Origin of the sequence: Microvirga sp. GCM10011540, from assembly GCF_042650665.1 — a bacterium.
GTDB lineage: Bacteria > Pseudomonadota > Alphaproteobacteria > Rhizobiales > Beijerinckiaceae > Microvirga > Microvirga lenta.
This window is the reverse complement of sequence record NZ_JBHSBQ010000140.1, coordinates 33,321-54,418: the sequence shown is the minus strand read 5'-3', so window position 1 is coordinate 54,418 and position 21,098 is coordinate 33,321. Positions and strand designations below refer to the sequence as shown.

Here is a 21,098-nt window from a genome sequence, read left to right as displayed (position 1 = left end):
GCTTTAGTCCTTGGCACGCTCCACGTAGGAGCCGTCTTCCGTCATGATCACGACGCGGGTGCCGGCCTGGATGTGGGGCGGCACCATGGTGCGGACGCCGTTCGACAGCATGGCGGGCTTGTAGGACGAGGAGGCTGTCTGGCCCTTCACGACCGGCTCGGTCTCGGTGATTTCGAGGGTCACGCGGGCCGGGAGCTCGATGGCGATCGGCACGCCGTTATGGGTGGAGAGCATCACCGGCATCCCTTCCTGCAGGTAGGGCTTCTGGTCGCCGATGATGTCCTCCGGCACGGCCACCTGGTCGTAGGTCTCCGGGTTCATGAAATGGAAGCCCTCGCCGTCCTCGTAGAGGAAGGTGTGCTCGCGGTCCTCGACGAAGGCGCGCTCGACCTGCTCCGTGGTGCGGTAGCGCTCGGAGACCTTCACGCCATCGGAGATGCGGCGCATGTCGAGCTGGGTCACAGGGGTGCCCTTGCCGGGATGGATGTTCTGGGCGGTAAGCACGACGTAGAGCCTGCCGTCGATGTCGACGACATTGCCCTTGCGGAGCGTAGAGGCGATGACCTTCACGAGAAGTCTTCCTTGTGACAGAGGTGGACACGTCGTAAGGGTCGGGCCAGCCCTGCCCCCGTCGACGCGAAAAGCGTTTTCGGTGCCGCAACTAAACCATCTTGGCGCAAATCGCCAGCCTGACCTCACGAAAGCCTGAACGGAAGCCGTGGACCGGAAAGCCGCCATCTCCACTCCCTCCCCCTGGTGGACGCCCCATGTCCATGCCGACCGGCGCCCGTTCCTCCTGGGCCGCAACCGGATCCAGGCAGCCCTGCGCGGCTATTTCGCGAGCCGGGACTTCGTGGAGGTCGATACGGCCACGCTCCAGGTCTCGCCCGGCAACGAGGCCCATCTCCACGCCTTCGAGACCGCCGCCGTCGGGCCGGACGGATCCCGGACGCCGCTCTATCTCCACACCTCGCCGGAATTCGCCTGCAAGAAGCTCCTGGCGGCGGGCGAGGCCCGGATCGCCTGCTTCGCTCATGTCTACCGCAACCGGGAGCGCGGACCGCTGCACCATCCCGAATTCACCATGCTGGAATGGTACCGCGCGGGCGAGAGCTACGAGGCCCTCATGCGCGACTGCGCGGAGATCCTGGCCCTTGCCGCCGAGACCGCCGGAACCCGCCGCCTCGCGTTCCGCGGCGGCGAGGCCGATCCCTTCCGGGAGCCCGAGCGCCTGAGCGTGGCGGAAGCCTTCGACCGCTTCGCCGGCATCGACCTCCTCGCCTCCATCGACCGGAGCGGCGCCACGGACCGGGACCGGCTGGCGGCGAGCCTGCGGGAGGCCGGTCTGCGGATCGCCGGGGACGACACCTGGTCGGACCTGTTCAGCCGCGTCATCGTGGAGCGGATCGAGCCGCAACTGGGCCATGGCCGCGCCACGATCCTGGACGAATACCCGGTCGCCGAGGCGGCCCTCGCCCGCCCCACGGCGCGGGACCCGCGGGTGGCGGAGCGCTTCGAGCTCTATGCCTGCGGCGTGGAACTCGCCAATGCCTTCGGCGAGCTGACCGACGCGGCCGAGCAGCGGCGCCGGTTCGAGGGAGAGATGGCGGAGAAGATGCGGGTCTACGGCGAAACCTACCCCCTGGACGAGGATTTCCTGGCCGCGCTCGCCCAGATGCCGGAGGCGAGCGGCATCGCGCTCGGCTTCGACCGCCTTGTCATGCTGGCGACAGGCGCCTCCCGCATCGAGCAGGTGATCTGGGCCCCCGTGCCGGAGACGCATCCGTGAACGCGAGCCGCCCCCTCCGCACCGCCGGGGACCTGATCGAGGCCGGTCTCCTGCCGCCCGAGCGCCTCGACGAGATCGAGCAAGTGGCGGAGCGCTACGCCGTCGCGATCAGCCCGGCCATGGCGGCGCTGATCGACCGGGACGACCCCGCCGATCCCATCGCCCGCCAATTCGTGCCGGACGGCGCCGAGCTCCACATCCTGCCGGAGGAGCGGGAGGACCCCATCGGGGATCTCGCCCACAGCCCTGTCGAGGGCATCGTCCATCGCTATCCCGACCGGGTGCTGCTCAAGGCCGTCCATGTCTGCCCGGTCTATTGCCGGTTCTGCTTCCGCCGCGAGATGGTGGGTCCCCAGGGGCTCGGGACCCTCTCGCCGGACGCCATGGACAGGGCCTTCGCCTATATCGCGTCACGCCCGGAAATTTGGGAGGTGATCCTGACCGGCGGCGACCCGCTGGTGCTGTCTCCGCGACGCCTCGCCGAGATCATGGAGCGGCTCGCCGCCATCGATCACGTGAAGATCGTGCGCTTCCACACCCGGGTTCCCGTCGTCGAGCCGGAGCGGATCGACGAAGCGCTGATCGCGGCGCTCAAGGCGAGCGGCAAGACGACCTATGTGGCGCTCCATGCCAACCATCCCCACGAGCTGACGTCCGAGGCCCGCGCGGCCTGCGCCCGTCTGGTGGATGCCGGCAGCGCGATGATCAGCCAGTCGGTCCTGCTCAGGGGCGTGAACGACGATCCGGACATCCTGGCCGCCCTCATGCGCGCCTTCGTCGAGACGCGGATCAAGCCCTACTACCTCCACCATCCCGACCTTGCCCCGGGCACCGGCCATTTCCGCCTTTCCATCGAGGAGGGCCAGAAGCTGGTCGCGGGCCTGCGCGGCCGGGTCTCCGGCCTGTGCCAGCCGGCCTACATCCTCGACATCCCGGGCGGGCATGGAAAGGCAGTGATCGGCGCGAGCACGATCCGGCCCACCGGCGACGGCTGCTATAGGGTCTCGGACTTCCGGGGCGGCGAGCACAGCTACCCGCCTGAGGCGTAGGAGCGCAGGATCAATCGAATCCCGGTTTGGCGCTGCGGCCCTTCTTGATGTCGGCGCGCCGGCCCTTCTCCTCCAGTCGGCGCTTCTTCGAGGCCAGGGTCGGGCGCGTGGGGCGGCGGGGCTTCGGCCGTTCGGTCGCCTGCCGGATCAGCTCGACGAGGCGGGCCACCGCATCCTCGCGGTTGCGCTCCTGGGTGCGGAATCGCTGGGCCGTGATGACGAGCACCCCCTCGTTCGTCAGCCGTTGACCGGCCAGACGCTCCAGCCTCGCCTTCACGTCATCCGGCAGGGAGGGCGATTGGCGCACGTCGAAACGCAGCTGGACCGCGCTCGACACCTTGTGCACGTTCTGCCCGCCCGGCCCCGAGGCGCGGATGAAGCTCTCCTGCAGTTCCGCCTCGTCGATGGCGATGGAATTGGTGACCTGGATCATGGAGCCTCTGGCGAAACACGGGAGACGAAGAAAACTGGGGCATCGCGCCCGGCATGTCCAATGAGAGCTTGGCCACGGCTTGTCGACCCTCCCGATAGGGTCTAAGCGCCTTTGACCATAGGAACGGCGCGGGTTCGAGAGCCGGCGCGTTCCGCCCTCCTGATCCGGCCTCCTGCATGTCCGCTGTCTTCGCGAGCCTCGTCCCCACCTTTCTCATCATCGCCACCGGCTGGCTCTGCCGGGCCACCGGCTTCGTGGACGAGAAGCACTGGGCCGGAATCGAGCGCGCCACCTACGTGATCTTCTTTCCCGCCCTGATCATCGACACCCTGTCCCGGGCCGATCTCGGCTCGGTGCCGGTCGCGGGCGTGGGCGGGGCCCTGATCGGCGCCATCCTGATCATGGCCACCATCGTTTTGGTGCTTCGTCCGGTTCTGGAGCGCCGCTTCGGGATCGACGGGCCGACCTTCACCTCGATCTTCCAGGGTGCGACCCGGTGGAACACCTTCGTGGGCCTGTCGGTGGCCGGAAGCCTGTTCGGGCAGCGGGGCATCGCCCTGATCGCGGTCGCCATCGCGGCCATGGTGCCGCTGCTCAACCTGCTCGCCTTCTACGTCTTCATCCGCTACGCGGGCCAGCCCCGGCAGAGCCCCTGGAAGATCCTGCATTCCTTCGTCACCAACCCCTTCATCTGGTCCTGCGCCGTCGGCCTGACGCTCAACCTCCTCGTCCCGCCCCTGCCCCAGCCCATCGTCGGCTATATCGAGATCATGGGGCGGGCGGCCCTTGCGGCGGGCCTGCTCATCGTGGGAGCGGGCCTCGACATCCGGCGGCTGAGCCGGCCCGGCCTGCCGCACTTCATCGCCTCGGGCCTCAAGCTCTTCCTGATGCCTGTGGTTGCGGTGACCCTGGCGCGCCATGTGGGCGTCGCCGGAAACGACATCGTCGTGACCATCATCGCCGCCTCGGTGCCCACGGCCAGCGCAGCCTATGTGCTGGCCCGCCAGATGGGCGGCAACGCGCCTCTCATGGCCGAGATCCTGACCCTGCAGACCCTGATTGCCCTGGTGTCGATGCCGCTGCTGATTTCCACCCTGGGCGCCTAGGAAACTCTGTTCTGCAACCAAAAGTCAGATATTGGCTATTGTTTTATTTATAGTTGAGCTGCTATCTAGACGGACCGAAACCGTCGAGACAGCCGTTCCTTCCCGATGTCCAAGGCCGTAAAGCACCCCAACAAGTCCGATGCGTCCCCGGAGAAGTCCCTCGAAAGCAAGATGGGACCGTCGCCCGAGACAGGTGCGTCCGCGGGAGAAACGGCCAAGTACATCGCGGAATTCACGGCGGAGCTGTCGTATCTGGCGCAGCGGGCCGATCTCGGCCTTCTCTCCTATCTCCTCGACATGGCCCGCCTGGAGGCGATCCGCACGGTCAAGGCCCAGCACGAGAAAGGCTGAGGCTCAGCGCGCCGCGAGCAGGGAGACGGCGTTGCCGCCGTGGCGTTCCAGCCTGCCTGCAATCTCCAGTTCGATCAGCGCCGTCTGCACCACCCGGATCGGAAGGCCCGACTGGCGCACGAGATCGTCGATGGCGACCGGCGAAGGTCCCAGCAGACCGACCAGATCGAATCCGGCGCCGTCCGTGTTCTCGCCTTCCGAAAAACCTGTGTCGGGCAGGACCAGCCCGACCGGAGGCCGGGCGATCTCCGGCAGGTCGAGCTCGTCCCACAATTCCTCGATGCCGGGCACGTGCTGGGGCTCCTCGACACCCGCTTCCGGCACAGCTCCCTTGGCGATCAGCGGCTCCAGCACGCTCGTGACGTGCTCGATTCCGGCGCAGAGGGTCGCGCCTTCGCGGATGAGATCGTTGGTGCCCTCGGCCCTGGGATCGAGGGGCGAGCCCGGCACGGCGAAGACCTCCCGCCCCTGCTCCAGGGCGAATCGGGCGGTGATCAGCGAGCCGGAGCGGCGCGCCGCCTCCACCACCACCACGCCGTAGGACAAGCCCGACACGATTCTGTTGCGCCGGGGGAAATCCCTTCCTCTCGGCTCCCACCCGAAGGGCATCTCGGAGATGACGGCGCCGCCGCGCTCCACGATGGAGAGCAGCAGGGCCTCGTTCTCGGCCGGATAGATCCGGTCGTGCCCGCCCGCGAGAACCGCCACCGTGCCGGTATCGAGGGTGGCCTTGTGCGCACGGGTGTCGATGCCGCGGGCGAGACCCGATACGACCACGTACCCGGCTTCGCCCAGCTGCCGCGACAGGCGCTCCGTGAAAGTCAGCCCCGAGGCGGAGGCGTTGCGCGAGCCGACGATGGCGACGGTCGGCCTCGCCAGCACGTCCGTCGAGCCGCGGACGGCGATGAGCGGCGGGGCCGTGTCGATGGCCTGCAGGGTCTTCGGGTATTCCGGCTCGCCCATGGCGACGAAGCGCACGCCCATCCGCGTAGCCGCGGCCATTTCCTTTTCCGCCTCCGCCCGGCTCGCGACCTTCAGCAGAAGACGGCCGCCTTTGCGGGCGAGATCCGGCAGCGCCTCGATGGCGGCCGAGGCGCCGCCGTAACGGTTGATGAGCGCACGGAAGGTCCGCGGGCCGACGTTCTCCGACCGGATCAGACGGAGCCAGTCGAGCCGCTGCTCGTCCGTGAGGCGGGCGCCGCTCATCCCTTCTGTCCGATCTTGCCCTCCGTCCCGGCGAGGAGGCGCTGGATGTTCTCGCTATGCTTCCACCACAGGAGGATCGCGAGAATGCCGGCCACGCCCGCCATTCTCGGCTGGTCGAGCAACAGGAGCACGATGGGCGAAGCAAGGCTCGCCACCAGCGCGGACAGGGACGAGTAGCGGAACGCGAAGGCCATGCCGAGCCATATCGCCGCGAAGACGAGCGCCGTCAGCGGGCTGAGGCCGATCAGGATGCCGATAAAGGTCGCGACGCCCTTGCCGCCCCTGAACCCGAGCCAGACCGGGTAGAGGTGGCCGAGGAAGGCGCCGAGCGCGGCGGCGGTGGCCGCTTCAGCCCCCCACATGCCGGCGATGAGGACCGCGGCCGTTCCCTTGAGGGCGTCGCCGAGCAGGGTCGCCGCGGCCAGGCCCTTGCGGCCGGTCCGGAGCACGTTGGTGGCCCCGATATTGCCCGATCCGACCTTGCGGATGTCCCCGAGCCCCGCCATCCGGGTGAAGATCACGCCGAAGGGGATCGAGCCCAGGAGGTAGCCGAAAACCAGGGCGCCCAGCAGGAGCAGGTTGGAATCGTCAGACATTCGCTTCTCTTGAACCGTTGCGGCGATCGAACACGATCCTGCCTCCAACCATCGTCACCGTCACCTGTCCTTCCAGACGGGCTTCGTCGAACGGAGTGTTTTTCGACAGGGACCGGAGATCGCGCTTGTCGAGGACGTAGGGCGCGTCGGGATCGAACAGGATGAGGTCGGCCGGGGCGCCGCGCTGGAGCCGTCCGCCCGGCAAACCAAGGATTTCAGCCGGCCGCGTGGACATCGCCCGCAGGACCTTGGGCAGGGAAACCTGACCCGCATGGACCAGCCGCAGGGCGGCGGACAGGAGCGTTTCGAGGCCGACGGCGCCGTTCTCGGCCTCCGCGAAAGGCAGCCGCTTGGTCTCCACATCCTGTGGATTGTGGTCCGAGACGATCACGTCGAGGGTGCCGTCGTTCAGCGCCTCGATCATCGCCTGCCGGTCGTCCTCGTGCCGCAGGGGCGGCGAGAGCTTGAGGAAGGTCCGGTAGTCGCCGATGTCGTTCTCGTTGAGGGCGAGGTTGTTGATAGAGATCCCGCTGGTGACGGGAAGCCCCCTCGCCTTCGCGTCCCGGACGATCTCGGCCGAATCGGCGCAGGAGATCATGGCGGCGTGGTAGCGCCCGCCCGTGAGGCGCACGAGGCGGATATCCCGCTCCAGCATCACGGTCTCGGCCTCGCGCGGAATGCCCGGCAGGCCGAGGCGGGCGGCGAACTCGCCCTCGTTCATCACCCCCTGGCCGACGAGGTCCGGATCCTCCACGTGATGGAGGATCAGCGCATCGAAATCGCGGGCATAGGTGAGCGCGCGGCGCATCACCTGGGCGTTGGTGACGGAGCGCGCCCCGTCCGTGAAGGCGATGGCGCCCGCCTCGCGCAGCAGGCCGATCTCGGCCATCTCCTCGCCTTTGAGTCCCTTGGTCAGCGCGGCGGCGGGGCGGACATCGACGATGCAGTTGTCCCGTGCCCGGCGCATGACGAAATCGATGATTGCCGGGTCGTCGAGGACCGGGTTCGTGTCGGGCATGGACACGATGGTGGTCACGCCCCCGGCGGCGGCGGCCTCGCCGGCGCTCTTCAGGGTTTCCCGATGCGCGGCCCCCGGTTCGCCGATGAAGGCGCGCATGTCGATGAGCCCGGGGCTGAGAACCTGCCCACCGCAATCGAGCACGTCCGCATCGGTTACGACCGCCACGTGCGGGCCGACATCCTGAATGGTGCCGCCCTGGATCAGGACGCCGCCCCGCTCCTCGCGCCCGCTGGCGGGATCGACGAGACGGGCGTTCTTCAACAGCAAGGGACGGTCAGCAATCATCACGCGCAACCTGGAATGTCTTCGTAGCGATGGAAAACGAGCTTCCCGTTCTCCTTGGCGAGGGCGACCATCTCGTCGGCGCCGGCCGAGGGTCCGCCGATCCGCAGGCAGGCGTCGCACTTGGCGACGAGGCGGCGCGCAATGGGATGGAAGATCTCGTCGAACACCGCGTCGCCGATCCGCTCGGAGCCCGCGAATTCGATGAGCGGCAGCGCGTACCATTCGCCCAGGACCGGCAGATGGCCGGCCCGGAACAGGCGCAGGGCCATGTCCATCATGGCGTCCACATTGGCCTGGATCTTCACCGGATCGTCGCCCGTGCCCGAGCGATAGGGTCCGGCGACGAGGATCATGAGGGGGGTCATAGGGATTCTCACCTGTTCGGCAGATGGCTCGCGAGAGCCTCGAGCACGGCCATGCGCACGGCGACGCCCATCTCGACCTGCTCGCGGATGAGCGACTGCGCTCCGTCCGCCACCTCGGAGGAGATCTCGACTCCGCGGTTCATCGGGCCGGGATGCATCACGAGGGCATCCGGCTTGGCAAAGCCAAGCTTTTCCTGGTCGAGACCGTAGAAGCGGAAATACTCCTTCACGGAAGGCACGAAGGAGCCGTTCATGCGCTCGCGCTGCAGGCGCAGCATCATGACGATGTCCGCGTCCTCGAGCCCCTTGCGCATGTCCGTGAAGGTCTCGAAGCCGAGGCGCTGGATGCCGGGCGGGATCAGGGTCGAGGGCGCCACGAGCCGCACCCGCGCGCCCATGGCGGCGAGCAGGATCATGTTGGAGCGGGCCACCCGCGAATGGAGGATGTCGCCGCAGATCGCGACCGTCAGCCCTTCGATGCGGCCCTTGTTGCGGCGGATGGTGAGCGCGTCGAGCAGGGCCTGGGTCGGGTGCTCGTGGGCCCCGTCTCCGGCATTCACCACCGAGCAATCGACCTTCTGGGCCAGAAGATGCACCGCGCCCGCCGCATGGTGGCGGACGATGATGAGATCGGGCCGCATGGCGTTCAGCGTCGCCGCGGTGTCGATCAGGGTCTCGCCCTTCTTCACCGAGGAGGACGCCACCGACATGTTCATCACGTCGGCGCCGAGGCGCTTGCCGGCGATCTCGAACGAGGATTGCGTGCGGGTGGAGGGTTCGAAGAAGAGGTTGATCTGGGTCCGGCCCCGAAGGGTCGACTTCTTCTTCTCGACCTGCCGGCTGACCTCGACCTGCTCATCGGCGAGGTCGAGCAGCGCCTGGATATCCAAAGGGGACAACCCCTCGATTCCGAGCAGGTGGCGGTGGGGGAAAGCGGATCGGGGAGTGCTCATCTTAAAGCGATGGCTATAGGCGGTCCGGACAAGGGCGGCAAGCCGCGTCTCTTCGCCAGAAACGTTCGTCACCCTACAATAAATGCGAGTGTGCTTTCCGGGATCGGCCGCCTTGTCCTTCGACACCCACCAGGTCTTCAACCAGACACCGCCCTTCGGGGACGTGAACCTCGTCACGGCGGACCGGCCCCTCCTCGATGCCCTCATGGCCAACGGAGTGGACAGGCCGCAGGAAACGCTCGGGCCTTTCGGCCAGGCCTGGGGCAGCGCGGAGCGTCTCGATCTCGGACGTCTCGCCAACGAGAACCCGCCGAAGCTGCGCACCCACGATCCGCGAGGCCACCGGATCGATGCGGTCGAGTTCCACCCGGCCTACCACGCCCTCATGCGCGCCAGCATGGCGGACGGGCTCCATGCCTCGTCCTGGGACGGCGCCGATCAGGGCCACCTGTCGCCGCGGGGCCAGGTGGAGCGGGCAGCGCGGATCTACGCGGTGGCGGGGGTCGAAAGCGGCCATGTCTGCCCCATCACCATGACGAATGCCTCGGTGGCGGCGCTCGCGGCGGCGCCGAACCGCCTGGCCGAATGGCTGCCGAGGATCCGGGCGCGGGACTACGATCCGCGCTTCGTCCCGTTCTGGGAGAAGAGTGCCGTCACCCTCGGCATGGGCATGACCGAGAAGCAGGGCGGCACCGACGTTCGCGCCAACACCACCACGGCCGAGGCCGCAGGCGGGGACGAATACGCGCTGACCGGGCACAAGTGGTTCATGTCGGCCCCGATGTGCGATGCCTTCCTGGTTCTGGCCCAGGCGCCGGGCGGGTTGACCTGCTTCCTCGTCCCGCGGTTCCGGCCGGACGGGTCGCTCAACGCCCTTCGCCTCCAGCGGCTCAAGGACAAGCTCGGCAACCGCTCGAACGCCTCCTCCGAGGTGGAGTTCGAGAAAGCCTTCGCGTGGCGCATCGGCGAGGAAGGGCGCGGGGTGCGCACGATCATCAACATGGTCCAGCTGACCCGGCTCGACTGCGCGGTGGCCTCGGCCGGGCTCGTGCGCATGGGCCTGAGCCTCGCCCATCACCACGCGACCCACCGCACGGTCTTCCAGAAGAAGCTGATCGACCAGCCGGCCATGCGGATGGTCCTGGCCGACCTCGCTCTCGAAAGTGAGGCCATGACGGCGCTCGGCATGAGGCTCGCCGCCAGCTTCGACCGCGCCGGCAGCGACGAGCGCGAGGCCGCCTTCAGCCGCCTCGTGACGCCTGCGGCCAAGTTCGGCATCTGCAAGGCGGCCCCGAACCTCCTCTACGAGGCCATGGAGGCGCTCGGCGGCAACGGCTATGTGGAGGAGAGCCCCCTGCCCCGCCTGTACCGGGAGGCGCCGGTCAACGCGATCTGGGAGGGGTCCGGCAACGTGATCGCGCTCGACCTCCTGCGGGCCGAGAACCGCGAGCCGGAGGTCGCGGCCTCGGTTCTGGAGAGTCTCATGGCCGAGGTGCAGAGCCTGCCCGGCGCCTCGGACGCCGCCCGCGACATCGTGCTGGCGCTCCAGTCCCCGGACGCGGAGGCGAAGGCCCGCCTCGTGGCCGACCGGCTCTTCACCCTGGCGGCGACGGCGGCCCTGGCGCGCTCCGCCCCTGCGGAAATCACCGAAGCCTATGCGCTGACGCGGCTTGCCTCGCCGGCCCGGATGATCGGGGCGAACGACCTGGGCAGGGCAGTGAAACCCTTGTTGGACCGGGTTTTTATGCCCATATAGACAGACAGCGGAAAGGTCGCATTTGACTTGTCCGCAATCATTGATCACTTATCCCGCCCCACGGCTGCCGGTCTCCGACGGCCGCTGTTTCGTCACGACACCGGGCGTCCGCTCCCCGTCACCGTAGGAAGTCGTCCATGAAAGTCCTCGTCGTCGAGTCGCCTGCCAAGGCCAAGACGATCAACAAATACCTGGGCAAGGACTACGAGGTCCTGGCGTCCTTCGGGCATATCCGCGACCTGCCCGCCAAGGATGGCTCGGTCGACCCGGATGCCGACTTCCGCATGATCTGGACCCTGGAGGACCGGGGCTCGAAGCGCGTGGCCGAGATCGCCAGGGCGCTCAAGGGAGCCGAGAAGCTGATCCTCGCCACCGACCCGGACCGCGAGGGCGAGGCGATTTCCTGGCACGTGGTCGAGGCGCTGCGCGAGAAGCGCGCCCTGAAGGACATGCCCATCGAGCGCGTGACCTTCAATGCGATCACCAAGGACGCGGTGCAGACGGCGCTGCGCCAGCCCCGCGAGATCGACCAGGCGCTGGTCGATGCCTACATGGCCCGCCGCGCGCTCGACTATCTCGTCGGCTTCACCCTTTCGCCGGTGCTGTGGCGCAAGCTTCCGGGAGCCCGCTCGGCCGGACGCGTGCAGTCGGTGGCGCTTCGCCTCGTCTGCGATCGCGAACTCGAGATCGAGACCTTCAAGACCCAGGAATACTGGTCGCTGATCGCCACCCTCGCCACCAGGGACGGCGGCGTGTTCGACGCCCGCCTCGTGGGTGCGGACGGCAAGAAGATCACCCGGCTGGACATCGGCACGGGCGCGGAGGCGGAAGCCTTCAAGAAGGACCTGGAGCTTGCGACCTTCACGGTCTCGAACGTCGAGGCCAAGCCCGCCAAGCGCCATCCCTACCCGCCCTTCACCACCTCGACCCTGCAGCAGGAGGCCTCGCGCAAGCTGGGCCTTGCTCCGGCCCAGACCATGCGCATCGCGCAGCGGCTCTACGAGGGCATCGATATCGGCGGCGAGACCGTGGGCCTCATCACCTACATGCGTACCGACGGCGTCGACATGGCGTCCGAGGCGGTGCAGGCCGCCCGCCGGGTCATCGGCAAGGAATACGGCGACCGCTACGTGCCGGACGTGCCGCGAAAATACACCACCAAGGCCAAGAACGCCCAGGAGGCCCACGAGGCCATCCGCCCGACGGACATGAGCCGCCTGCCGAAACACGTGGCGAAGTATCTGGAGCCGGAACAGGCCCGTCTCTACGAGCTGATCTGGATCCGCACCGTCGCCAGCCAGATGGAATCGGCGCAGCTGGAGCGCACCACCGCCGATATCGCGGCGGCGGTCGGCCCCCGCAAGCTCGACCTGCGCGCCACCGGCCAGGTGGTGAAGTTCGACGGCTTCCTGACCCTCTACAACGAGAGCAAGGACGACGATCCGGACGAGGACGAAGGCCGCCTGCCGCCGATGAAGGCTGGCGACCCGCTGGAGCGGCGCCGCATCGCCGCCAACCAGCACTTCACCGAGCCGCCGCCGCGCTATTCCGAGGCAAGCCTCGTCAAGCGCATGGAAGAGCTCGGCATCGGCCGCCCCTCGACCTATGCCGCCGTGCTCCAGACCCTGCGCGACCGCGAATACGTCCGCATCGAGAAGAAGCGCCTCGTGCCCGAGGACAAGGGCCGGATCGTCATCGCGTTCCTGGAGAGCTTCTTCCGCCGCTACGTGGAATACGACTTCACCGCCGACCTCGAAGAGCAGCTGGACCGGATCTCCAACCACGAGATCGACTGGAAGCAGGTGCTGCGCGACTTCTGGCGCGACTTCTCGGCCGCCATCGGCGAGACCAAGGAGCTTCGCACCACCGAGGTCCTGGACGCGCTCAACGAGCTGCTCGGCCCGCACATCTTCCCCGACAGGGGCGACGGATCGAACCCGCGCACCTGCCCGACCTGCGGCACGGGCCAGCTCTCGCTCAAGCTCGGCAAGTTCGGCGCCTTCATCGGCTGCTCGAACTATCCGGAATGCAAGTACACCCGCCAGCTCGCCGCCTCGGGCGTCGACGGCGACGGCGAAGGCTCCTCGGAGAACGGCGGCACGCCGGGCGTGAAGGTGCTCGGAGACGATCCCGAGACCGGCCAGCAGGTCACGCTCCGGGACGGCCGGTTCGGACCCTTCGTGCAGCTCGGCGAGGGCGAGAAGCCCAAGCGCTCCTCCCTGCCGAAAGGCATGTCCCCTGCCCTGGTCGATCTGGAAAAGGCGCTCAAGCTCCTGGCGCTCCCGCGCCAGGTGGCGACGCACCCCGAGACGGGCGAACCGATTCTCGTCAGCATCGGCCGCTACGGACCCTACGTTCAGCACGGCAAGACCTATGCCAATCTCGGCAAGGACGACGACGTGCTGGAGATCGGCGGCAACCGGGCCATCGACCTGATCGTCGCCAAGGAAAGCGGCGCCGGCGGCTTCCGCCGCGGCGCGGCCGATCCGGGCCGTCCGCTCGGCGAGGATCCGGAATCGGGCAAGCCCATCGTGGTGAAGGCAGGCCGCTTCGGGCCCTACGTCACGGACGGCGAGACCAACGCGACCCTGCCGAAGACCACCTCGGCGGAAGCGGTGACCCTCGACGAGGCGGTCGGCCTTCTCAACGCCCGCCGCGCCATGGGCGGAAGCAAGAAGTCCGCTCGCGGCCGCAAGGCTCCGGCCAAGAAGGCGGCTGCCAAGAAAGCTCCCGCAAAGGCCGCCACGAAGACGGCAGCCAAGAAGCCGGCCGCCAAGAAAGCCCCTGCCAAGAAGACCGCGACCAAGAAGGCCGCCTCGAAGGCTGCTCAATCCGGCTGAATGCGATGACCGAGTGGTTTTTCGCGTTCCATGCGGAGCACAGAGAGTCTTTCGAGATGCTGCTCCGCCTCTTCGTGGCGATGGTCTCTGGCATGGCCATCGGCCTGAACCGGGACCTCTACGGCAAGCCCATCGGCATGCGGACGCTGGGGTTGGTTTCGCTCAGCTCGGCCCTCGCCGTCATGGCAGGCTCGTCCTACGGGCACGTTCATTTCGAGGAGGACGCGGTCAGCCGCGTCATCCAGGGCATCCTGACGGGAATCGGCTTTCTCGGCGCGGGCGTGATCATCCGCCGGCAGGACGGATCCGACGTTCAGGGCCTGACCACGGCCTCGACGGTCTGGATGGCGGCGGCCCTAGGGGTGACGGCCGGCGTGGGAGCTTGGTTCATCACCATCGTCGGAAACGGGCTCGCGCTCTCGCTCCTGGTGTTCGGAAAGCCCGCGGAAAGGTGGCTCAACAGCCTCTTCGGCGGGCGGCATGAAAGTGCCGAGGACTAGAAGCTGAGCCAGAGGGCCAGAACGGCGATCAGCGCCATGGCCAGCCACAGCAGGTTCGTCCCGTAGCTTCGGCCCGCCGGGGCGGCCCGGAGGGTCTCGGGTTCCTCGAAGGCGAAGGCTTCCCCGGCCGTACGCGCGGCGCGGTTCAGGTGAAGCTGCTGTGCCGTTCCCAGGGTCGTCCGCGTCGTCACCATCGCTCTCCGTTAAGCTCGGGTTAGCCTAACCTCCCAACGTGAACACTAACTAAACAGTTCCTCGTGACGAACGTAAGACATTCTTTAGGGGCAAGCTGAGCCGTTGCGACCCTTTTTCCCATCCCCACCTTTTATGGCTTGCGGGCCAACGAGAGCCTTTATGTTTCCGTTTTGTTCACGTATGAATTTGTGAATGAGATATGGTGTAAAGAAAACCGAATCATCACGAACCAAGGTCCCAATGACCGATAACGACGATCTCTTTGGGGGCAGCGGGGCTGCGTCCGCGAAGCGGGCGGTGCCGGCCTCGGCCAGGAACGCCGCCGCGAAAGTGTCCCGCACTGCACCGCCGCCGCCGCAGGGCACGCCCGGCGAAAGCGGCTACGACGCTTCGGCCATCGAGGTGCTGGAGGGGCTGGAGCCCGTCCGGCGCCGTCCGGGCATGTATATCGGCGGCACGGACGAGAAGGCCCTCCACCACCTCTTCGCCGAGGTGATCGACAACTCCATGGACGAGGCGGTGGCGGGTCACGCGACCTTCATCGAGGTGGAGCTGGAGGAGGACGGCTGGCTCTCGGTCATGGACAACGGCCGCGGCATCCCGGTCGATCCGCACCCGAAATTCCCGAAGAAGTCGGCGCTCGAAGTCATCATGACCACGCTCCACGCGGGCGGTAAGTTCGATTCGAAGGTCTACGAGACCTCCGGCGGCCTGCACGGCGTCGGCGTGTCGGTGGTCAACGCCCTGTCCGAAACCCTCGAGGTCGAGGTGGCGCGCGGCCAGACCCTCTACCGCCAGGTCTTCGCCCGCGGCGTCCCCCAGACGAAGCTGGAAACCGTGGGCCGGGTTCTCAACCGGCGCGGCACCAAGGTCCGCTTCAAGCCCGACCACCAGATCTTCGGCAAGGACGCCCATTTCCAGCCGCGCCGCCTGTTCAAGATGGCGCGCTCGAAGGCCTATCTGTTCGGCGGCGTCGAGATCCGCTGGAAATGCGCGCCCTCGCTGCTGGAGGGCGTCGAGAACGTTCCTGCGGAAGCCACCTTCAAGTTCCCGAACGGCCTGAAGGACTATCTGGCCCGGGACATCGAGGGCAAGGAACTGGTCACCGACCAGGTCTTCTCCGGAAAGATCGCCAAGCCCGGCGGCCACGGCTCCCTGGAATGGGCGGTCGCCTGGATGGCGAACGAGGACGGGTTCTCCTCCTCCTACTGCAACACGATTCCGACCCCTGAGGGCGGCACGCACGAGAACGGCCTGCGCATCGCCCTCCTGCGCGGATTGCGCGACCATGCCGAGCGCGTGAACCAGCAGAAGCGCATGGCGGCAGTGACCACCGACGACGTGATGGCGACCTGCGCGTCCATGCTGTCGGTCTTCATCCGCGAGCCGGAATTCCAGGGCCAGACCAAGGACAAGCTGGCGACGCTGGAGGCCGGGCGCATCGTCGAGGCCGCGATCCGCGACACCTTCGACCACTGGCTCGCCGCCTCGCCGCAGCAGGCCAACAAGCTGCTCGACTGGGTGATCGACCGGGCCGAGGAGCGCCTGCGCCGCCGCCAGGAGAAGGAGGTCGCCCGCAAGACCGCGACCCGCAAGCTGCGCCTGCCGGGCAAGCTGGCGGACTGCACCAACGCGGGCATGGCCGGCTCCGAGCTGTTCATCGTCGAGGGCGACTCGGCCGGCGGCTCGGCCAAGCAGGCCCGCGACCGCGCCACCCAGGCCGTTCTGCCCCTGCGCGGCAAGATCCTGAACGTGGCCTCGGCGGGGCGGGACAAGCTGCACCAGAACCAGCAGCTCTCGGACCTCGTCCAGGCGCTCGGCTGCGGCATGGGCTCCCAGTACCGGGATGCGGACCTGCGCTACGACAAGGTCATCATCATGACCGATGCTGACGTGGACGGCGCCCATATCGCGTCCCTGCTGATCACCTTCTTCTACCGGCAGATGCCCCGGCTCATCGACGCCGGGCACCTCTACCTCGCCGTTCCGCCTCTCTACCGGCTGACCCAGGGCACGAAATCGGCCTATGCACGGGACGATGCCGACCGGGACCGCCTGATGAAGACGGTCTTCAAGGGCAACGGCAAGGTCGAGATCGGCCGCTTCAAGGGCCTGGGCGAGATGCTGCCGGCCCAGTTGAAGGAAACCACCATGGATCCGAGGAAGCGCCTGCTTCTGAAGGTGGTGGTGGAAAGCGACGAGCGGCCCGAGACCGGCGACACAGTGGAGCGCCTGATGGGCAACAAGCCCGAAGCCCGCTTCACCTTCATCCAGGAACGCGCCGCCTTCGCCGACGAGGCAGACCTGGACATCTGACGGGGTGTCCGAAATTTTTTCGAAAAAATTTCGAAACCGCCGGAACCTTCTTTGAAGTTCCTCGTTAACAGGCATCACCGGCTCATTCTGCCCCCACGGGCCGGTCCCTTAAAAGACTCCGATTTCGGGGTCTTTTTTTTGTCTCGAGCCTGAAAGCGGGCCCGAATGGATCCATTGCCCCGGCTCATGCGTCGTCTTCGGGGCAGTCCCCCTAGCGGCGGCCCTGTCCCCATGCGACAAGACATCACAATCTGATCGAGTTTGACCCTTGGCGAAACGCACCAAAGACTCCGTCTCCACGCTCCCCTCGCGGGAGGATCTCGTCGCCTTCATTTCCAGCGCGACCGGCAAGCTGGCCAAGCGCGACATCGCCAAGGCCTTCAACATCAAGGGCGGCGACCGGATCTGGCTCAAGCAGATGCTGAAGGACCTGGAGATCGAGGGCGTCGTCGACCGCCGCCGGAAGGTAGTCCACAGGGCGGGGCAGCTCCCTCCGGTGGTCCTGGCCGACATCACCAAGCGGGACCGGGACGGCGAGCTCATCGCGGTGCCGACCGAGTGGGATGCCGAGGAGCACGGGGATATCCCGACGATCATCATCACCCCTCCCCGCAAACCGCGCCCGGGCATGCCTGTCGCCGGTGTCGGCGATCGGGCCCTCCTGCGCGTCGACCCTCTGAAGGAGGGCGACATCCATCGCTATGCGGGCCGCGTCACCAAGATCATCGCCAAGAAGCAGGCCCAGGTGCTCGGCATCTTCCGGGCCCTGCCCGAGGGCGGCGGACGGCTCGTGCCGGTGGACAAGAAGGCCCGCGAGCAGGAACTTCAGATCAACCCGGGCGACGAGGGCGGGGCGCAGGACGGCGACCTGGTGGCGACCAGCATCGTCAAGCACGGGCGCTACGGCCTGCCCCATGCCAAGGTGCAGGAGCGCCTCGGCTCCGTGAAGTCCGAGAAGGCGATCAGCCTCATCGCGATCTATGCCCACAACATCCCGAACGTGTTTCCCAAGGATGTCCTGGAAGAGGCCGAGAAGGCCCAGCACGCGACGCTTGACGGCCGCGAGGACTGGCGGAAGCTTCCGCTCATCACCATCGACCCCGCCGACGCCAAGGACCACGACGACGCGGTCCATGCGGTGCCGGATCCGGACACCGGCAACGAAGGCGGATTCGTGGTCACGGTGGCGATCGCCGACGTGGCGGCCTATGTGCGGCCGGGCTCGGCCCTCGACCGCGAGGCGCAGGAACGGGGCAACTCGGTCTACTTCCCCGACCGGGTCGTGCCGATGCTGCCGGAGCGGATCTCCAACGATCTCTGTTCCCTGCGCCCCCAGGAGGACCGCCCCGCCCTGGCCGTGCGGATGGTGATCGGCCCCGACGGACGCAAGAAGAGCCACAGCTTCCACCGGGTGATGATGCGCTCGGCCGCCAAGCTCTCCTACCAGCAGGCGCAGGCCGCCATCGACGGCCGCCCGGACGAGACCTCCGGCCCGATCCTCGATTCCATTCTCAAGCCCCTCTGGGCTGCCTACGAGGCCGTGAAGAAGGCGCGCGACATCCGCGAGCCGCTGTTCCTCGACCTGCCCGAGCGCAAGATCGTGCTCAAGCCCGACGGCACAGTGGACCGGGTCTTCGTGCCCGAGCGGCTGGAGGCGCACAAGCTCATCGAGGAGTTCATGATCCTCGCCAACGTGGCCGCGGCGGAAACCCTGGAAAAGGCCGACAGCGACCTGATCTACCGGGTCCATGACGAGCCGTCCCTGGAGAAGATGCGGTCCTTGAGCGAGGTGCTGGCCTCCATCGGACTCAAGCTTCCGACGCAAGGCGCCCTGAAGCCCGAGCTGTTCAACCGCATCCTGCGCAGCGTCGAAGGTTCGGAGCACCAGCTCTTCATCAACGAGGTGGTTCTGCGCTCCCAATCGCAGGCGGAGTACTCGGCGGAAAACTACGGCCATTTCGGCCTGAACCTCAGGCGCTACGCCCATTTCACCTCGCCCATCCGCCGCTATGCCGACCTTATCGTGCACCGCGCCCTCATCAGTGCGCTCAAGCTCGGCAAGGACGGGCTGAGGCCCGACACGACCCGGGCGGAGCTGATCGAAGTCAGCGCCCGCATCTCGGCGGCCGAGCGGCGCGCCATGGCGGCGGAGCGTGAGACAATCGACCGCCTCATCGCGCACTTCCTGGCCGACCGGATCGGGGCCACATTCAACGGGCAGATCTCCGGCGTCACCAAGGCCGGGCTCTTCATCAAGCTCGAGGATACGGGCGCGGACGGTTTCGTGCCGGCGGCCACCATCGGCGAGGACTACTACGCCTTCGACGAGCGGACCCATTCCATGCGCGGCGAGCGCACGGGAGAGACCTACCGCCTCGGCGACAAGGTCGAGGTCAAGCTGGTCGAGGCGGCTCCCGTCGCCGGCGCGCTCCGCTTCGTGCTGCTCTCCAAGGGACGCTACAGCGGCAGGCCCTCCGGAGCCAAGAAGGGGGCCAAGCGCATGCGCGGCGGCCCGAAGGCCGCCAAGGACAGCCGGCGCACGGCGACCCGCGTGAAGGTGAAGCGGTCGAGCCGCGCCCGATAAGGAACGACGATGCCCTATTCCATCGAAACCGCGACGCCACGCGATCCGGCTGCGGTTCCGGTCTTCACCGCCATGAGGCGCGGCTTCATGGGCCGCTGCCCGGCCTGCAACCGGGGCCGCCTCTTCGGCCGCTTCCTCAAGGTGGCGGACCAGTGCGATGCCTGCGGGACCGAGTTTCACCACCACCGGGCGGACGACTTCCCGCCCTACATCGTCATGTTCGTGGTGGGCCACCTGATCGGCTACGGCATCCTCATGACCGAGACCAGGATGGAGGTTCCCATGTGGCTCCATCTGGCGCTCTGGCCCGCCCTCACGCTCGTCCTGTGCCTTGCGCTTCTCCAACCGGTGAAAGGCGCTGTCGTGGGCCTGCAATACGCGCTAGGTATGCATGGCTTCGGCGCGGCCCGCGCCGGGAGCGGAGAACAGGACGGGGAGCGGACACGTGACGGAGATGCAGGCGCAGCTGGAACAGATGGAACGCTTCGCGTCCGCGACGCGCGATCCTAAGGCCCCGGCGCTCCGCCCTGCCGACGCCGCCACCCTCATCATCATCGACCGCAAGGGACGCACCCCCAAGGTGCTCATGGGCAAGCGCCATGCGGGACACAAGTTCATGCCCGGCAAGTTCGTCTTCCCCGGAGGACGGATCGAGGCGGGCGACCGTTCCATGGCGGTCGCGGGCGCCCTTCACCCGCGGGCCGAGCATGCCCTCATGGCGCGGGTGACCCGCCCCTCCGCCCAGCGCAGCCGCGCCCTGGCGCTGGCCGCCATCCGCGAGACCTTCGAAGAGACCGGCCTGCTTCTCGGCACCAAGGATTACGGCAGCCCTGACAGGGTGCCGGAAGGCACGCCCTGGGCCACCTTCAAGGAGCGGGGGATCTTCCCGGATCTCGAGGCCCTGCACTTCATCGGCCGCGCCATCACGCCGCCCAAGCGCGTGAAGCGGTTCGACACCCGCTTCTTCGCCGTGGACCGGACCGCCATCGCGGAAGAGATCGAAGGCGCCGTCGGCCCCGATTCGGAACTCGTGGAGCTGACCTGGGTCACCATCGAGAAGGCGCGGGCCCTGGACCTGCCGCCGATCACCGCCGTGCTCCTCTCGGAGCTGGAATCGCGGATCGCCGCCGGATTCGGCCATGAACTGCCGGTGCCCTTCTTCTACCAGAAGCGCGGCCGTTTCGTGCGGGAATTGCTGTAAAACCCGGGCTTTTGGCCGCCCATCCTCTCCGTCCGGCCTTTCTCGCCGAGGGAAAGTCTTGACGGAGCGGCCTAAATCGGGCATGGGAAGCCACGATTTTCTCGGCCGGGTTCGCCCGGCCTTTGCGTTTCGGCCACGCCGAGCGCCGAACCAAGAGGTCCGACCATGGCCAAAGCCGCAACCATCAAAGTGAAGCTCGTCTCCACCGCCGACACGGGCTATTTCTACGTGACGAAGAAGAACTCCCGCACGATGACCGACAAGATGTCGTTCAAGAAGTACGACCCGGTCGCCAAGAAGCACGTCGAGTTCAAGGAAGCCAAGATCAAGTAACGGCTTCGCTTCACGTTGCAGAGAACATAAGCCGCTCCCTTCGGGGGGCGGTTTTTCTTTTGGACTCCCCTGCTCGCCTTTCGTCGGCGCCAGCCATTCCGCAAGAATGCCGCGGGTTGCGCGACGAGAGACCGAGCGCGGAGGCTGTATCAGATGACGGGGGCAGCCGCGCCGACGCCTCCCTCTTCCTCGAGGGCATTCCAGCACGGAGTTCCCCCC

At 67.4% G+C, this 21,098-nt stretch carries 20 protein-coding genes; 12 read left to right on the top strand and 8 right to left on the bottom strand.

The genetic code is table 11. From position 1 onward, the window contains the following. Positions 1 to 3: 3 nt before the first annotated feature. Positions 4 to 570 carry an elongation factor P gene (gene efp, locus ACFOYU_RS22690; protein ID WP_226741833.1) on the bottom strand — a complete coding sequence of 189 codons (567 nt, stop codon included), beginning with the start codon at positions 568 to 570 and terminating at the stop codon, positions 4 to 6. Between the two features lie 166 nt (positions 571 to 736). On the opposite strand from efp, the gene epmA reads away from it, so the two are divergent. Beyond that, positions 737 to 1,789, top strand: coding sequence for an EF-P lysine aminoacylase EpmA (gene epmA / locus ACFOYU_RS22685; RefSeq protein WP_377035365.1), 1,053 nt, complete (start codon positions 737 to 739; stop codon positions 1,787 to 1,789). Beyond that, entirely contained in the window at positions 1,786 to 2,838 is a 1,053-nt protein-coding gene (locus ACFOYU_RS22680; protein ID WP_377035325.1) for a lysine-2,3-aminomutase-like protein, read from the top strand. The genes epmA and ACFOYU_RS22680 overlap by 4 nt, the downstream gene beginning before the upstream one ends. Positions 2,839 to 2,848: 10 nt before the next feature. Here ACFOYU_RS22680 and arfB read toward each other — a convergent pair whose 3' ends face one another. Then, the gene (arfB, locus tag ACFOYU_RS22675; protein ID WP_226741831.1) at positions 2,849 to 3,271 is read right to left on the bottom strand and encodes an alternative ribosome rescue aminoacyl-tRNA hydrolase ArfB; all 423 of its coding nucleotides are present in this window, start codon (positions 3,269 to 3,271) and stop codon (positions 2,849 to 2,851) included. Between the two features lie 176 nt (positions 3,272 to 3,447). Here arfB and ACFOYU_RS22670 point away from each other — a divergent pair, with 176 nt between their 5' ends. Together ACFOYU_RS22670 and ACFOYU_RS22665 are read left to right on the top strand one after the other, a co-directional pair. Continuing rightward, complete coding sequence (locus tag ACFOYU_RS22670; protein WP_226741830.1) at positions 3,448 to 4,377, top strand: AEC family transporter; 930 nt, start codon at positions 3,448 to 3,450, stop codon at positions 4,375 to 4,377. 105 nt (positions 4,378 to 4,482) lie between these two features. Then, positions 4,483 to 4,728 (top strand): hypothetical protein, encoded by a 246-nt coding sequence (locus tag ACFOYU_RS22665; RefSeq protein WP_377035324.1) that lies wholly within the window; start codon positions 4,483 to 4,485, stop codon positions 4,726 to 4,728. Positions 4,729 to 4,731: 3 nt separating this feature from the next. Here ACFOYU_RS22665 and dprA read toward each other — a convergent pair whose 3' ends face one another. Genes dprA through ACFOYU_RS22640 form a run of 5 tightly spaced genes read right to left on the bottom strand, consistent with a single transcriptional unit; the run spans position 4,732 to position 9,154 of the window. After that, complete coding sequence (gene dprA, locus ACFOYU_RS22660; RefSeq protein WP_377035323.1) at positions 4,732 to 5,934, bottom strand: DNA-processing protein DprA; 1,203 nt, start codon at positions 5,932 to 5,934, stop codon at positions 4,732 to 4,734. Then, positions 5,931 to 6,530: a glycerol-3-phosphate 1-O-acyltransferase PlsY gene (gene plsY / locus ACFOYU_RS22655; RefSeq protein WP_226741827.1), complete on the bottom strand. Its 600-nt coding sequence runs from the start codon at positions 6,528 to 6,530 to the stop codon at positions 5,931 to 5,933. Before plsY ends, dprA begins: the two co-directional genes overlap by 4 nt. Then, positions 6,523 to 7,836, bottom strand: a complete 1,314-nt coding sequence (locus ACFOYU_RS22650) for a dihydroorotase (protein ID WP_377035322.1) — start codon at positions 7,834 to 7,836, stop codon at positions 6,523 to 6,525. The genes plsY and ACFOYU_RS22650 overlap by 8 nt, the downstream gene beginning before the upstream one ends. Next, on the bottom strand, positions 7,836 to 8,201 hold the full coding sequence (locus ACFOYU_RS22645; protein ID WP_226741825.1) for a DUF4406 domain-containing protein: 366 nt from the start codon (positions 8,199 to 8,201) through the stop codon (positions 7,836 to 7,838). The genes ACFOYU_RS22650 and ACFOYU_RS22645 overlap by 1 nt, the downstream gene beginning before the upstream one ends. A gap of 8 nt (positions 8,202 to 8,209) precedes the next feature. Next, on the bottom strand, positions 8,210 to 9,154 hold the full coding sequence (locus tag ACFOYU_RS22640; protein WP_226741824.1) for an aspartate carbamoyltransferase catalytic subunit: 945 nt from the start codon (positions 9,152 to 9,154) through the stop codon (positions 8,210 to 8,212). Positions 9,155 to 9,266: 112 nt separating this feature from the next. On the opposite strand from ACFOYU_RS22640, the gene ACFOYU_RS22635 reads away from it, so the two are divergent. The 3 genes from ACFOYU_RS22635 to ACFOYU_RS22625 all read left to right on the top strand — a co-directional run bounded on the left by ACFOYU_RS22635 (position 9,267) and on the right by ACFOYU_RS22625 (position 14,250). Continuing rightward, a complete protein-coding gene (locus ACFOYU_RS22635) occupies positions 9,267 to 10,910 on the top strand; it encodes an isovaleryl-CoA dehydrogenase (protein WP_377035321.1) in 1,644 nt (547 codons plus the stop codon). Between the two features lie 137 nt (positions 10,911 to 11,047). Then, complete coding sequence (topA, locus tag ACFOYU_RS22630) at positions 11,048 to 13,750, top strand: type I DNA topoisomerase (RefSeq protein ID WP_377035320.1); 2,703 nt, start codon at positions 11,048 to 11,050, stop codon at positions 13,748 to 13,750. A 5-nt stretch (positions 13,751 to 13,755) separates the two neighbouring features. Next, the gene (locus ACFOYU_RS22625; protein ID WP_377035319.1) at positions 13,756 to 14,250 is read left to right on the top strand and encodes an MgtC/SapB family protein; all 495 of its coding nucleotides are present in this window, start codon (positions 13,756 to 13,758) and stop codon (positions 14,248 to 14,250) included. Here ACFOYU_RS22625 and ACFOYU_RS22620 read toward each other — a convergent pair. Then, entirely contained in the window at positions 14,247 to 14,444 is a 198-nt protein-coding gene (locus tag ACFOYU_RS22620; protein ID WP_377035318.1) for a hypothetical protein, read from the bottom strand. The genes ACFOYU_RS22625 and ACFOYU_RS22620 overlap by 4 nt on opposite strands. 241 nt (positions 14,445 to 14,685) lie before the next feature. On the opposite strand from ACFOYU_RS22620, the gene parE reads away from it, so the two are divergent. The 5 genes from parE (at position 14,686) to rpmG (ending at position 20,879) form a co-directional block, all read left to right on the top strand. Beyond that, positions 14,686 to 16,761: a DNA topoisomerase IV subunit B gene (gene parE / locus ACFOYU_RS22615; protein ID WP_226741819.1), complete on the top strand. Its 2,076-nt coding sequence runs from the start codon at positions 14,686 to 14,688 to the stop codon at positions 16,759 to 16,761. A gap of 268 nt (positions 16,762 to 17,029) precedes the next feature. Next, the gene (rnr, locus tag ACFOYU_RS22610) at positions 17,030 to 19,345 is read left to right on the top strand and encodes a ribonuclease R (RefSeq protein ID WP_377035317.1); all 2,316 of its coding nucleotides are present in this window, start codon (positions 17,030 to 17,032) and stop codon (positions 19,343 to 19,345) included. A 9-nt stretch (positions 19,346 to 19,354) separates the two neighbouring features. Next, the gene (locus ACFOYU_RS22605) at positions 19,355 to 19,855 is read left to right on the top strand and encodes a DUF983 domain-containing protein (protein ID WP_226741817.1); all 501 of its coding nucleotides are present in this window, start codon (positions 19,355 to 19,357) and stop codon (positions 19,853 to 19,855) included. Continuing rightward, complete coding sequence (locus tag ACFOYU_RS22600) at positions 19,800 to 20,546, top strand: NUDIX hydrolase (RefSeq protein ID WP_377035364.1); 747 nt, start codon at positions 19,800 to 19,802, stop codon at positions 20,544 to 20,546. Before ACFOYU_RS22605 ends, ACFOYU_RS22600 begins: the two co-directional genes overlap by 56 nt. 165 nt (positions 20,547 to 20,711) lie before the next feature. Further along, complete coding sequence (gene rpmG / locus ACFOYU_RS22595; protein ID WP_091138407.1) at positions 20,712 to 20,879, top strand: 50S ribosomal protein L33; 168 nt, start codon at positions 20,712 to 20,714, stop codon at positions 20,877 to 20,879. The last annotated feature ends 219 nt before the right edge of the window (positions 20,880 to 21,098 follow it).

Coding starts and splice junctions, on each gene's coding strand:
- ACFOYU_RS22650 (WP_377035322.1), bottom strand. CDS start 7,836: ATGATTGCTGACCGTCCCTTGCTGTTGAAGAACGCCCGTCTCGTCGAT.
- plsY (WP_226741827.1), bottom strand. CDS start 6,530: ATGTCTGACGATTCCAACCTGCTCCTGCTGGGCGCCCTGGTTTTCGGC.
- ACFOYU_RS22625 (WP_377035319.1), top strand. CDS start 13,756: ATGACCGAGTGGTTTTTCGCGTTCCATGCGGAGCACAGAGAGTCTTTC.
- rpmG (WP_091138407.1), top strand. CDS start 20,712: ATGGCCAAAGCCGCAACCATCAAAGTGAAGCTCGTCTCCACCGCCGAC.
- ACFOYU_RS22670 (WP_226741830.1), top strand. CDS start 3,448: ATGTCCGCTGTCTTCGCGAGCCTCGTCCCCACCTTTCTCATCATCGCC.
- ACFOYU_RS22645 (WP_226741825.1), bottom strand. CDS start 8,201: ATGACCCCCCTCATGATCCTCGTCGCCGGACCCTATCGCTCGGGCACG.
- topA (WP_377035320.1), top strand. CDS start 11,048: ATGAAAGTCCTCGTCGTCGAGTCGCCTGCCAAGGCCAAGACGATCAAC.
- ACFOYU_RS22665 (WP_377035324.1), top strand. CDS start 4,483: ATGTCCAAGGCCGTAAAGCACCCCAACAAGTCCGATGCGTCCCCGGAG.
- parE (WP_226741819.1), top strand. CDS start 14,686: ATGACCGATAACGACGATCTCTTTGGGGGCAGCGGGGCTGCGTCCGCG.
- ACFOYU_RS22605 (WP_226741817.1), top strand. CDS start 19,355: ATGCCCTATTCCATCGAAACCGCGACGCCACGCGATCCGGCTGCGGTT.
- ACFOYU_RS22600 (WP_377035364.1), top strand. CDS start 19,800: ATGCAGGCGCAGCTGGAACAGATGGAACGCTTCGCGTCCGCGACGCGC.
- dprA (WP_377035323.1), bottom strand. CDS start 5,934: ATGAGCGGCGCCCGCCTCACGGACGAGCAGCGGCTCGACTGGCTCCGT.
- ACFOYU_RS22640 (WP_226741824.1), bottom strand. CDS start 9,154: ATGAGCACTCCCCGATCCGCTTTCCCCCACCGCCACCTGCTCGGAATC.
- arfB (WP_226741831.1), bottom strand. CDS start 3,271: ATGATCCAGGTCACCAATTCCATCGCCATCGACGAGGCGGAACTGCAG.
- ACFOYU_RS22620 (WP_377035318.1), bottom strand. CDS start 14,444: ATGGTGACGACGCGGACGACCCTGGGAACGGCACAGCAGCTTCACCTG.